Source organism: Salinisphaera sp. G21_0 (assembly GCF_017744115.1).
Taxonomy (GTDB): domain Bacteria; phylum Pseudomonadota; class Gammaproteobacteria; order Pseudomonadales; family Endozoicomonadaceae; genus Endozoicomonas.
Window position 1 is genome coordinate 96,379 of the sequence record NZ_JAGHQW010000014.1, and the last position, 12,573, is coordinate 108,951.

The window sequence follows — 12,573 nt, forward strand, 5'->3', positions numbered from 1 at the left end:
AGGTTATACCAATTCCGCCTTACCCAGCTGTTCAAAATGACTTGCCCAGTCGGATATTTAGAAGGTGGCATTGGTATTAATACGGACTGAAGAGAAAGCGTAATAGTCGCACCGGATTTATAACTATAAACCAGTACGACAGCTTAGAAGGAAAGTTACCCTGAATTACCGGACAGTGATGGCCATGGCACCATTAAAATCAGTCTGTTCCAAAAGCCTCTGTCAGCATTTTACGCGCTTTCCTGTAGCGCTCTGACTGTTCAAGAGACTCCCGGTCAGTGTATGAGTCAGGCATCAAACCATCCGGACCGACACCCTGCAAACCCGAGCCGTCTATCTCAGCCAGTACCTCCCGAACCCCCTGACGGTTACAGATTATAAGGAGATCACAACCAGCATCCAGGGCTGCCCTGGCCCTGGCAGGATAACTGCCGGTTTTCGCCGCTCCCTCCATCGACAGGCAATCGCTGATAACCAGCCCCTCAAATAACAGCTGGTTGCGTAACACCCCTTTCAGCCACTCTGAAGAGTAACCCACCGGATGCCGGTCAATAGCGGGAAACAGGATATGGGCCGGCATTAATGCCTCAACCCCCTTTTGAATCATTACCCGGAAAGGCTCCAGGTCCGACTGACAGATCTCATCAAAAGTACGATCATCCAGGGGAAGGCTCACATGGGAATCAGAATCTACATTCCCATGGCCGGGAAAGTGCTTGATAACCACGGACATTCCCGCTTCATGAACCCCATCAATCCACAATGAGGCCAGGTGATTCACCTGCTCAATCGAACGCCCAAAAGCCCGGTCCCCCACAATCGGCGTTTTACCATGATCAATATCCAACACCGGCCCCAGGCAAAGATCTATCCCACAGGCCAGCAACTCAGAGGCCATCAGCCAGCCTGACTCATAAGCCATCTGATACTGTTGATCCGGGTCAAATGCCCCATAAGCCTGCGCCGGGGGCAGACGGGTAAACCCGTCCTTGAAGCGTTGCACACGCCCACCTTCCTGATCCACACAAATTAACAGATCCCCGCGAACATTCCGGACAGAACGAACCAGGGCAATTAACTGTTCCCGACTCTGATAGTTCCTGGAAAAAAGGACAATACCCGCAACACCGGGCAGGGAAAGCAGCTGGTGTTCTTCGGCGGTCAGCTGCGTTCCCTCAAGATCAATCAAAAGAACACCACGGTTCAGGCCTGTTGGCACAACTATATCCTCTAAAAAAAACGGTATCAGCTAAGCAGTATATCGATCCTGGTACCGGTATCTACACGGTCAAACAGATCGATAATATCTTCCCCGTGCATTCGGATACATCCCCGCGAGCCGGGTTCTCCCATCACCGCCGTATCCGGCGAACCGTGGATATAGATATAGCGACGCATGGTATCAACATTACCCAGCCGGTTATATCCGGGCTCCAGGCCACTGAGCCATAAAATTCTGGTTAATATCCAGTCCTTTCTTTCAGGGTACTGCTGACAAAGCCCGGGGGAATAAATCTCACCGGTAAAGCGACGTCCGACAAATACTGAATTAGCCGGCAGACCGGCACCAATTTTCGCCCGGATAACATGCTGCCCAAGAGGTGTTTGCCAGCTCCCTTCCTGCTGCCCGGTTCCCTTGCTGGCAGTAGACACAGAATAAACACGGCGCTTGCCGTCCTTCTCGTGCAGCACCATCGCCTGACTGGCAATATGAACAGTAAGATGCATCGGTAAATCAAACTCTGTATGGTTAAATGATCCGTCAGGTGTGCGATCTGAGACCTGCCGCCATGAAAGGCACCATCTTTCTCATGATATCTTCCAGTTCAGTCCTGACCCCATAATCGCTTTCCGCAATAGCCCTCAGCGCATCTGCTCCTGAAAGGGTAAACACAGCGGAACCCAGAATAAAATAGACTCGCCAGAACAGGTCATTCAATGGCAACTCAGGACACGCTTTTACCAGCAACTCCAGATAAGCCTGGAATACTTCCCCATAGACGTCGCGCAAATATTTCTTCAGATGCCCCTGGCCCTGTGTGTAGGCCAGGCCAATCATCTTCATACAAACAGAGAGATCTTCAGGGCTGCGGGGTTTAACCGCCATGATCTGATCCACCAGTAAATGAAGTATTTCTTCCAGATCAATAACGTCATTATTATCCTGATATCGCACAAGAGCCCCGGAAAGATTGCTGACAAAAGGGTCAAGGAAACGGGAAAAGACCGCCTGGATCAGGGATTTTTTGGAGCCGAAGTGATAATTAACAGCGGCCAGGTTAACACCCGCCTGACTGGTAATTGAACGCAGCGAGGTCTCTGCGAACCCATGCTCAGCAAATAACTTCTCTGCAGCGTCCAGAATCCTGTCTACTGTCGCTGACTGTGACATGCCTGTAAAACCTCCAATGTAAACATTTGTTTAAAACTAACGTTTGCCAACTGAAACATCAAGCTAGATTAATAAGGCAGGGGTGGTTGCAGACAGCAAAATACTGTATATAATTACATATACTGTATAAAAAAACAGATTTAATCATGTATAAATTGACCAAGCGCCAGACAGAGATCCTTGAACTGATCAAATCTCATATAGAAGAGACCGGTTTCCCCCCCACCCGTGCAGAAATCGCACAGACCTTCGGTTTCCGATCACCCAATGCAGCAGAAGAACACCTCAGAGCCCTTGCCCGCAAGGGAGCTATCGAGATCACCCCCGGCACCTCAAGGGGTATCCGAATCCCCGGCACCGAATCTTCCGGCCTGCCTATTGTAGGACAGGTTGCTGCAGGAAGCCCCATTCTTGCCCAGGAACATATTGAGGACCACCTGTCCATCAACCCTGATTTCTTTTCCCCCAAAGCAGACTTCATGCTTCGGGTAAAAGGAATGAGCATGAAGGATATCGGTATTCTTGACGGGGATCTTCTGGCGGTCCATAAAACATCAACGGCAGCCAATGGCCAGATTGTCGTTGCCAGAATTGACGACGAAGTAACGGTCAAACGTTTTGAACAGGTTAAAAACAGAATTTACCTGCACCCGGAAAACAAAGAATTCAAGACAATCGAAGTAGACCTCAGCGTTGATACCTTTGCTATCGAAGGACTGAGTGTGGGGGTTATCAGGAACTAGGAGGCTATTCTCGGACAGCCTCCCCGACCCTGAGAAAATCTCTGATGTAGAGGACCTGACATGCAAGCATTAACACCATCATCCAGTCAGAACAGCAACGCTCCCTGCATTGACAGTGAACCTGTCAGCTTTATTGATGAACTGATTCTCTCAGGCCCGCCCTGGCAATCAGGACGCTTTCTGAAGACTGTTCTGTATGAGTTGGCTAACGACCAGGATCAACGCTGGCTTACCCTGATACTGTCCAGTGAACAGGCAAAAAGCACCATAAACTGGCTGAAGTCATCGGGAATCAGCAGACAGCGCCTTCAGGTTCTCAACCCATCTGCTGAGGCAGACCCACTGAAACTCACTCGCAAGGCACTGGCCTCAGGCACCAGCCACACCGTGGTCAGCTGGATCGAGCAGATCGATAGCATCACACTCTCTGAACTCGAGACCGCCGCTCGCTCAGGTCGATGTCAGGGACTGGCAATCAGGAACAGAGGATAACTGGAGGGTTTGTATGACGGTTAATGAAGAACCCGGTTTTCAGGGATGTATTCTCCAACGTCAGCTTCTGTTTTACGCCCGACCTCTTCTATGCAGGCATCCAGCATAGCCTTGGCTACCTCCACCTGATCTCCCTGGAGAAAGTCAAGCAACTCCCGGGAGAATGACATGGTAACCAGAGGCTCAGCGTTCTCCTCATCACTGCGACGCAAAACGATTTCGCCGGAAGGCAGTTCAACAATTTCAAGAAACGACGCTGACATAAATAGTGACACCGGGATTTTAGGGTTAGCGGTTAAGCATTGTGCATTAGCCAGCAGAGGCTTTCAAGATATCAGCCATCAACAATAGCTGAATACGGCTGGCAATGAACAAACCTGAAAACATCAGAAACCTACCATTCCAGGCTGAAGTTCCGGCTGTAAGTGACCAGCTCCTTCAGCGACTCAAGCACAGCAAGAAAGCCTTCTGACTGATCAAACCGCACACTATTGGCATTAAACAGAGGAATTTCATTCAGTTCAACACTTTTGCGCTGTATAGGCATGGCACAGTCCTGATGACTTTTTAATAACGCCGACAACCATGAATCATGTTGCTCAAGACGTTCAATGTACTGCAACTCAGTAGACACCTCTCCCTTATGATGAACACTGTTCATTGCCTCATCAAGAGAGGGTAGTTGATTTACCGGCAAACGGTAATTCGTCATAATTTCCGCCAGTAACGAGCGGTAAGCCTGAACCATTGCATTCAGACAGGCCTCACGAAATGCCGGCTTGGCAAGATCATCTGCATCTTCCCAGGCATCCAGCAATAAACGGGCGTGAAAGAGCATTTTATTGGTATATCCCTGCCAATTGTTTGTCATAACCAACTCCATCAATCTTTCGGGAACAACTCGTGTTTTGTCGAGCTAAGGAGTTGTCGCTTAAAAACTTCCTCATTTTGCCACGGAGGCACAGAGTCACAGAGGAAAAGATTTTTTTCTTTTCTCCGTGCCTCCGTGTCTCTGTGGCAAGTTTTTTCTTTGCTGGATAATATCCGAAATGTGGAAGTTATCTCGGGACAGTTCCTAAAAGTTACTAACTGCCATAATACAACAGGGCATAATAGCCCTGTCTCATGAACCCGGGAGGCTGAAATAAATCTAACCGGACTGGCGCTTTTTAGTCTGCTTTTCATGCCAGCGACCATCATCAAATACTGCACTCCAACCCGTTGCCTTACCATCAAGCTCGGACATAACATACTGCTGCTTGGTCTTGCGGCTGTATCGAATAATTGCCGGGTTGCCATCAGGGTCCTGACGGGGAGCATCCATCAGATAACCGTACTTGGGGTCAATCATTGCCTGATGGGGCAATAGCTCCGCCACCAGGGGAGCACGGGTCTCTCTGTTCTTGGGAAATTGACTGGCCGCAAGGAACAATCCGGACGCGCCATCCCTGAGCACATAATGATCATCAACTTTGACGCACTTTAACTCAGGCATGGGCACTGGCTCCATTTTGGGTGGAGCAGGCTCACCACTTTTCAGCAACTTTCTGGTGTTCTTGCATTCACTGTTAGTACAACCAAAATACTTGCCGAAGCGCCCGGTTTTCAACTGCATTTCACTGCCGCACTTATCGCAGTCAAGTACGGGGCCATCATAACCTTTTAATTTGTAACTCCCCTTCTCCACCTCAAAGCCGGAACAATCAGGGTTATTGCCACAGACGTGTAACTTTCTTTGCTCATCAATCAGATAGCTTTCCATCGCGGTAGAGCACTTGGGACAACGACGCATGGCACGCAGGGCGTTAACCTCGGCGTATTCATCATCGGCTTCTTCCACCTCCTCACCGGGAACCAGGTTAATCGTCGTTTTACAGCGTTCCTTCGGTGACAGTGAATAACCGGAACAACCGAGAAACACCCCGGTCGATGCAGTGCGAATCATCATGGGTCGATGGCAGGTAGGACACTCAATATCGGTCAGGGAGGGTTCATTTGCGCGCATCCCTCCGTCACTCTGTTCAGCCTGGGTTAACTGAAGGGTAAAGTCGGCATAAAAATCATCAAGAACCTGCTTCCAGTTTTTTTCACCTTCAGCAATATCATCGAGCTTCTCTTCCATTCGTGCCGTGAAGTGAAAGTCCATGAGCTCATTAAACGACTCATTCAGACGATCAGTCACAATATCGCCCATTTTTTCCGCATAAAAGCGGCGATTCTTCACTGAAACATAACCACGGTCCTGAATGGTGGAAATAATCGACGCATAGGTTGATGGCCGACCAATACCCTGTTTCTCCAATTCCTTGACCAGTGCCGCTTCGCTGAAACGGGCCGGTGGGCGGGTGAACAGCTGTTTAGGGTCCAGTTTTTCCAGGGTCAGCTCTACCCCTTTTTGCAGATCAGGCAGAATCACATCTTCACCTTTTCTGGCCAGAGGCTTTTGCACCCGGGTATAGCCATCAAACTTCAATGTCCGTCCCCTGGCTTTGAGTTGATAGCCGTTAACGTCAACGACCAGAGACGTACTGAGATACTCGGCAGGCGTCATCTGACAGGCAACGAACTGACGCCAGATCAAATCGTACAGACGCTCCGCATCACGTTCCATGCCAGACAGATCATCAGGCTTTAACGTAACACTGGATGGCCGAATCGCTTCGTGAGCTTCCTGGGCGCCTTGCTTGCTGCTGTACAGATTTGGCTGCTCCGGACAGTATTGATCACCATACTGTTTGGCAATAAATGACCGGGCACTGGCAACCGCATCCTGGCTCAGATTGGTGGAGTCGGTTCGCATGTAGGTGATGTAACCCGCCTCATACAGGCGCTGCGCCAACATCATGGTTTTCTTGACACTGAAACCCAGGCGCGTGCTGGCCGACTGCTGCAGTGTTGATGTGATAAAAGGTGCCGAAGGCTTGCTCTGGGTTGGCTTATCTTCACGACTGGTCAGGGCGTATTGACCCTGCTGTAACTGAGCCAGGGCTTTATCTGCTTCCGCCTTGCCTGTCGGCCTGAAATTTACCCCGTTCTCTTTAACCACCTGAAAACGGACGGCATCACTCCCGGCAGCCAGGAGATCAGCATAGACTTCCCAGTATTCTTCAGGAATAAAACTGCGAATTTCCCGCTCACGCTCAACCACCAGCTTGACAGCAACGGATTGCACCCGCCCTGCAGAGAGCCCACGGGCAATTTTTGCCCAAAGCAGCGGGGAAACCATATAACCAACCACCCGATCCAGAAACCGGCGGGCCTGTTGAGCGTCAACCCGATCCTGATTTAACTGCCCGGGGGATTCGAACGCAGACTGGATGGCTTTTTTGGTAATTTCGTTAAAGACAACACGGCGATATCGATCCGGGCTGCCGCCGATGGCCTGCTGCAAATGCCAGGCAATGGCTTCTCCCTCACGGTCCAAATCCGTTGCCAGATAAATGGTGTCAGCGTTTTCTGCCAGACGGGCAAGTTCGTCAACGACTTTTTCCTTGCCCGGCAAAATCTGGTAATGCGCTTCCCAGCCATTATCGGGGTTGATCCCCATACGATCGATCAGCTGCTCACGGGCCTTGATTTTCTTGCGGCGCTCACGCTCCTCAGGAGAGAGCTTTTTAGTCTCGGCAGCTGCCCTGGCCCTGGCCTTGGCATCCACGGTTTTCTTCGGCCCACCCGCTGTTGGCAAATCCCGAATGTGACCCACACTGGATTTGACAACAAAGTTTTTGCCCAAATATTTGTTGATCGTTTTCGCCTTGGCAGGCGACTCCACAATAACTAGCGATTTACCCATGCTGCCTTACACGTCCTGTCATCTGTTCCAATGTTCTGGCTGGTCAGATCTGTGAGCAGATAAATCGCCCATCATACTCAATAATCAGACCTGCTGAAATAGAGCCTACTCTCCAGAACAAGAAAAGCCGGGATAGAAATTGCTTCAATATATAAGGCGAAGTCAATAATCGGTCAAGGAAAACCATCAACCTCGTTCCCGTAAAGGAGTGGGTTATTTTCCTGTATGATCCGGTACAGAGCCTTATTTCCAGCACTTTAAAGCCACTATCCGACTTGAATATTCTGGCCACATTTCCGTCGGGCAAATCAGCATTCAAACACCTGTAACAAAATCAGGCTGCCTGACTTACCCATCTCTCTTGTCTGCAAACCAGCTATGCGAACCTGCATATTTACATGGTAATCAGTAACGGCTGAAACCCTTAAACGCTTAACACGGTTTTACCTGATAACTCAACCATAACTATCCAAAAGCCTACTTTCCGTTTGAAAATCATCCGGACAAAGCAGGCCTGCCCCAGTCATTTTCAATTGGTCATACAATCAGTTATGCAAATATAACCCGCTGAGACAAAAAAGCCCGGAAAAATCGGGTTGCCGGGGTAGGAAGTGATTTGTTGCTACAACAGCTTGAGTTATCGCATTTGTCCTGGCTGCATTAATAATCAGGCTAAGTAGTTGGCCAAATGGAATCGTATATTTCTGGCTAAGTGGGCAGTTACTATGCAAGGCACAACGAAGGGAGCATAGCCTTAGGATTTGTCGCGAAATAACTTCCTCTTTTTGCCACGGAGACACGGAGTCACAGAGGAAAAGATTTTTTCTTTTCTCCGTGCCTCCGTGTCTCCGTGGCAAGGTTTTTCTCTTTACCGGGCAACATTGGAAATGTGGAAATTATTTCAGGACAATTCCTTAGCCATGTGACCGGAGTTGTAACGCCGCACGACTGCATGGATGCAGGAGCTAGAGTAACGCAGGAGCAGTTGCCGTGTAGGGCAGTCTATTCTCGGTCAGCCTCCTGGCTGCATTAATAATCAGGCTCTACAGCCGTTCTCATTCTGCGGGGATTGCAAGTATCTATATCCTCATACACGTTTCCATATAAGCTTTCATGCTGGGGAATCACCTGCTCCCCGAGTTTCTCAGGGAACGGCTTCCCTGCCAATATGGGTGTTGCCGGTAGTGCCCGTTGTTTCAGTCTGGGCGGCTTTGGCGACTGTATGCTGGAGCGTTGTTCTCCGACAGGCTCCTCCCTTGCCTCTTTCCTGTAGGTTTTTATCGTCGGTTGAGCCCCCAACTCCTCTGCCTGCCCCGCAGTATCGACTGTCACCAACTCCAGCAGGCCATCATCATCAGCAGCGGCGGGAGATGAACTGCGCTGACAATGACGATAGATGCACACCCCTGCCGCCACTAAGGCCGAAGCCCCCAGGGCGATACCGGCTATTGCGCCGGTACTCAGGGTTGCCGCCAGCGGTGCCGCACTGGTGGGCAGAGCCATGGTGGTCCCCGGCAGGCCGGAAACGTTTATGGTGGTGTTCGATGCCGTCGCTACCGGTGCTGGCGTCAGTGCCGTGGTGGTCGCCGGCAGATCGGAACAGTTCATGGTGGTGTTCGATGCCGTCGCTACCGGTGCTGGCGTGGCTGGTACTACTGTTGGTGGCGTTGGGCGGGTAGTTGGAATGTGTGTAGAAGTTGTGGTTGGGTTAGTTTTCGGTTCAGGACAATACTCAATAAAGGCACCGGAGACAGTGTCACTTGATAATGCCGAAGAATAACAGTGTGTGGGCTGGCAATTCGGCTTCACAAAGGAGGGCTCAATATCTTCACAGAAATTATCCAGCTGCCAAGGGCAATCCTTGGCCCATCTGGCTCTTTTGTTTTCTGGCTGTTTGTGGTTAACGGTGACATAACAGAAAGTGGGGTTAGACCCTGCTCCGATATTATTAAGTGGTCTTTTACCTTCGACGGTGCTGTATACCGCCATAGTGTTGAAAACATGGCTACTGCCAAGTCCGACCCCGAAACCGGCAAAACCAGAAGCACTGGATTTAACCGTGCTGTTGAATGACTTGGTGTTAGCAACGGTTGAATAATGGGTTTTATGAGAAGCAACCCTCCCCGCCCCGATACCGCTAAAACCGGAACCACCGGAGGTTTCCACTGTGCAGTTTATCGCTATGGTGTTGTCAGCAGCCCCCATCCCCGCTCCAATACCGGCTGTTGAAAGGCCGGGACCGGAGTTTTTCACCTCACAGTTCATTGCTGTGGTGTCTTTAGCGTATCCTTTACCCACCCCAATGCCGATATTCCCATTGGTACCGTTGTTTTCCACCTTGCATTCTATTGCCAGAGTATTGGTAGCTTCACCATCCCCCACCCCGATACCGGCATTATTTTCATTACCGGTGGTTGTTATACCGCAGTTCATTGCTTTGGTGTCGGTAGCTTTACCAAACCCCACCCCGATACCGGCATTACCGGAAGAACCGGAGTTTTTCACATTGCATTTGACTGCAGTGGTCCGATCGACTTTTTCCTTAACATCAACACGCCCCGCCCCGATACCGGCATTACCTCCGGACGTTTCCACCTTGCAGTCCGTTGCCGTGGTTTCGAAAACGTCTCCCTTTTTAACACGCCCCGCCCCGATACCGGCATCACTGGAGCTAGTAGTCACATTGCAGTTTTTTGCAATCGTGTTTCTAATCGTGTTTTTAACCTCTCCATCTTTTTTATACACATATCCCGCGCCAATACCGGCATACGCAGATGAACCGGAAGTTGTCACGTTGCAGTTTTCTGCGGTTGTGCCTATAACCTTTCCTCCATCTACTTCGCCCACGGCAATACCTGCGCTTGCCTGATCACCGCTGGTAGTAAGGACAGAACTTTTAACCTTAATGTTTCTGATCTCGGCTTTGCCTGACATTTTACAAGCGGCCACCCCGGTCGAAGCTGTCTCATATTTTGTCGATATATATGCATCTTTAAAGTTCAGGCGACGAACTTTACCCTCCAGATTTTGCACAAGGCAGCGTTTCAGACCAGAAATTTCATATTTATCACCATTGTAATCACCGGTAAATGAACCTGTTTTACCGCCGATGGAGCGGAACGAGCCGGTAACATGAATATCCGCAGTCTGCCGGTAAGTACCATTCAGTGGGTGGGCCCGATCACGACCAATCTTGTTCAGGGTGTCGGCATCCGGTACATCAATCGGCTCTTCTGTTTTACTGCTGGACGGGGATGCAGCCGCCGCTGCGGTCAGGCTGGACAGGGTACCCAGTGCCACGGCGGTTTTCGTTAACTGGACAGTGCCGATGGAGGCGTTGGCTGGAGGACTGGTTCGTTGTCGTGTTTGCTGCGGTTTCCTTTTTTTCCTGCCTTTGTCGTTTGTTGGGGAGCTGTCCACCGAAATGTCTGCCTGACTTTCCGTTGGAGGAGAACCTTTAGTCGCCCCAAAAGCGCCCAAAAGATCTCTGAAACGGGTCGCTGCGGAAAAGGTGACAATGCCCTCCAGCATCGTGCGGATCTCCGCTGGCAGCACTGTATGAGGCGACACCAGCCGGGCCGCCAGCTCAACCCCCTGGAAAAAGCTGCTGTCCTGCCCATCGGGGCTGCCAAAAGTGAAGGCCGGACCTTCATCCGATTGTGCCGACGGCTCCGTCCCGGGAGGAATATAACCGGGATGAAGCGACCGCAAAAACAGGATCGGACCGCCCCAGACGACGACCTTTAAAAACCCGGCAAATAGCCCGTCATTTTCCGTTGGCTGATCGGGTACGGAGCCAGAAGCCATGGGTGCGCCTGTGGAGTGAACAGCAGGTTGGGATATCATAGTGATTACCTCGCAAAACGAGGCAAGGATAGACAAGACTCAGGCGGTGAAAGGAACCGTTTGAATTATGCGCAATGAACAATGCGCAAAAATCTTATAAAACAGGAAAAACCCGGGAGATAATCCTGAACTGTGTAATGAATCAGTTGGCGGGCTTCCTGGTGTACACCAACGAGTATTGGATTTACAGTAATTGTTCTCTGATATCCATGACACAATCAGCCCGCTAATATCCATACTCCCCCTCGTTCCCATGCTCCGGGAATGCATACCGGAGCCTGCAGGATGTGGAACAAACTGTTTCTCCCCGGAATTATGAAAGTTTAATGGGGGTTCTGATTTGTGGAGAGATTCGGTATGCATTCCCACGGGTCACCGTGGGAACGAGTCCACCCGCTGACAAAAAAGCCCGGAAAAAACGGGCTGCTGGAATAGAAAGTGATTTGTTGCTACAAACACTTGTGTTAACGCACTTGTCCTGACTGCATTACTCATCAGGCTATATAGCAGTACTCATTCTGCGGGGATTGCAAGTGTCAACATCTTCATATTCGCCAACATCTTCATTTTTGTGTTCATGCCAGGGAATCACCTGTTCCCGGAACTCCCCATAGAACGGGTCCCTTGTCCGTATGGGTGGTTTTTCCGGTAGTAGTGGTTTCTTCAGTCCGAGCGGCTCTGGAGGAGGTCTTCTGGATCGTTGTTCACCGGCAGGTTCCCCTCTTGCCTCTCCCCTGAAGGCTTTTATCATCGGTTTATCAACCACCTCCTGTACCGCAGTATTATTGATTGTCACCAATTCCAGCAGGTCATCCGCATCGACGGGGGCTGACCTGCGGTGATAATGACGATAGATGTACCCCCCTGCCACACCTGCCACCACAAAGGCTGCAGCCCCCAGGGCGATGCCGGCTATTGCGCCGGAATTCAGGGTAGCCGCCAGCGGTGCCGCACTGATGGGCAGTGCCATGGTGGTCCCCGACAGGCCGGAAAAGTTCATGGCGGGGCTTGATACCGTCGCCTGCGGTGCCGCACTGGTTGGCAGTGCCATGGTGGTCCCCGACAGGCCGGAAACGTTCATGGCGGGGCTTGATACCGTCGCCTGCGGTGCCGCACTGGTGGGCAGTGCCATGGTGGTCCCCGACAGGCCGGAAACGTTCATGGCGGGGCTTGATACCGTCGCCTGCGGTGCCGCACTGGTTGGCAGTGCCATGGTGGTCCCCGACAGGCCGGAAACGTTCATGGCGGGGCTTGATACCGTCGCCTGCGGTGCCGCACTGGTGGGCAGTGCCATGGTGGTCCCCGAC

The 12,573-nt window shown here is 51.0% G+C and carries 11 protein-coding genes; 3 read left to right on the plus strand and 8 right to left on the minus strand.

Going from position 1 to position 12,573, the window contains the following annotated elements:
• Positions 1 to 199: 199 nt before the first annotated feature.
• The 3 genes from nagZ to J7439_RS08660 are packed head-to-tail and all read right to left on the minus strand — an operon-like array spanning position 200 to position 2,392.
• Entirely contained in the window at positions 200 to 1,219 is a 1,020-nt protein-coding gene (nagZ, locus tag J7439_RS08650) for a beta-N-acetylhexosaminidase (RefSeq protein ID WP_209201427.1), read from the minus strand.
• Positions 1,220 to 1,245: 26 nt separating this feature from the next.
• Positions 1,246 to 1,728: a L,D-transpeptidase gene (locus tag J7439_RS08655; protein ID WP_209201428.1), complete on the minus strand. Its 483-nt coding sequence runs from the start codon at positions 1,726 to 1,728 to the stop codon at positions 1,246 to 1,248.
• Between the two features lie 34 nt (positions 1,729 to 1,762).
• Positions 1,763 to 2,392, minus strand: coding sequence for a TetR/AcrR family transcriptional regulator (locus tag J7439_RS08660; protein WP_209201429.1), 630 nt, complete (start codon positions 2,390 to 2,392; stop codon positions 1,763 to 1,765).
• A 146-nt stretch (positions 2,393 to 2,538) separates the two neighbouring features.
• Between J7439_RS08660 and lexA the strand changes: the two genes are divergently transcribed.
• Both lexA and J7439_RS08670 read left to right on the plus strand, forming a co-directional pair.
• Entirely contained in the window at positions 2,539 to 3,135 is a 597-nt protein-coding gene (gene lexA / locus J7439_RS08665) for a transcriptional repressor LexA (protein WP_209201430.1), read from the plus strand.
• Between the two features lie 60 nt (positions 3,136 to 3,195).
• On the plus strand, positions 3,196 to 3,627 hold the full coding sequence (locus J7439_RS08670) for a SulA-like leucine-rich domain-containing protein (RefSeq protein WP_209201431.1): 432 nt from the start codon (positions 3,196 to 3,198) through the stop codon (positions 3,625 to 3,627).
• A 20-nt stretch (positions 3,628 to 3,647) separates the two neighbouring features.
• On the opposite strand, the gene J7439_RS08675 is transcribed toward J7439_RS08670, so the two are convergent.
• From J7439_RS08675 to J7439_RS08695, 5 genes are all read right to left on the minus strand, one after another.
• Positions 3,648 to 3,890 (minus strand): hypothetical protein, encoded by a 243-nt coding sequence (locus J7439_RS08675; RefSeq protein ID WP_209201432.1) that lies wholly within the window; start codon positions 3,888 to 3,890, stop codon positions 3,648 to 3,650.
• 131 nt (positions 3,891 to 4,021) lie between these two features.
• Entirely contained in the window at positions 4,022 to 4,498 is a 477-nt protein-coding gene (locus tag J7439_RS08680) for a DUF6586 family protein (protein WP_209201433.1), read from the minus strand.
• 279 nt (positions 4,499 to 4,777) lie between these two features.
• Positions 4,778 to 7,420, minus strand: coding sequence for a type I DNA topoisomerase (gene topA, locus J7439_RS08685; RefSeq protein ID WP_209201434.1), 2,643 nt, complete (start codon positions 7,418 to 7,420; stop codon positions 4,778 to 4,780).
• A 1,029-nt stretch (positions 7,421 to 8,449) separates the two neighbouring features.
• Positions 8,450 to 11,227 carry a M26 family metallopeptidase gene (locus J7439_RS08690; protein WP_209201435.1) on the minus strand — a complete coding sequence of 926 codons (2,778 nt, stop codon included), beginning with the start codon at positions 11,225 to 11,227 and terminating at the stop codon, positions 8,450 to 8,452.
• 538 nt (positions 11,228 to 11,765) lie between these two features.
• The gene (locus J7439_RS08695; RefSeq protein WP_209201436.1) at positions 11,766 to 12,236 is read right to left on the minus strand and encodes a hypothetical protein; all 471 of its coding nucleotides are present in this window, start codon (positions 12,234 to 12,236) and stop codon (positions 11,766 to 11,768) included.
• Here J7439_RS08695 and J7439_RS08700 point away from each other — a divergent pair.
• On the plus strand, positions 12,223 to 12,573 hold a 351-nt coding region (locus J7439_RS08700; protein ID WP_209201437.1), incomplete at its 3' end, for a hypothetical protein. The genes J7439_RS08695 and J7439_RS08700 overlap by 14 nt on opposite strands.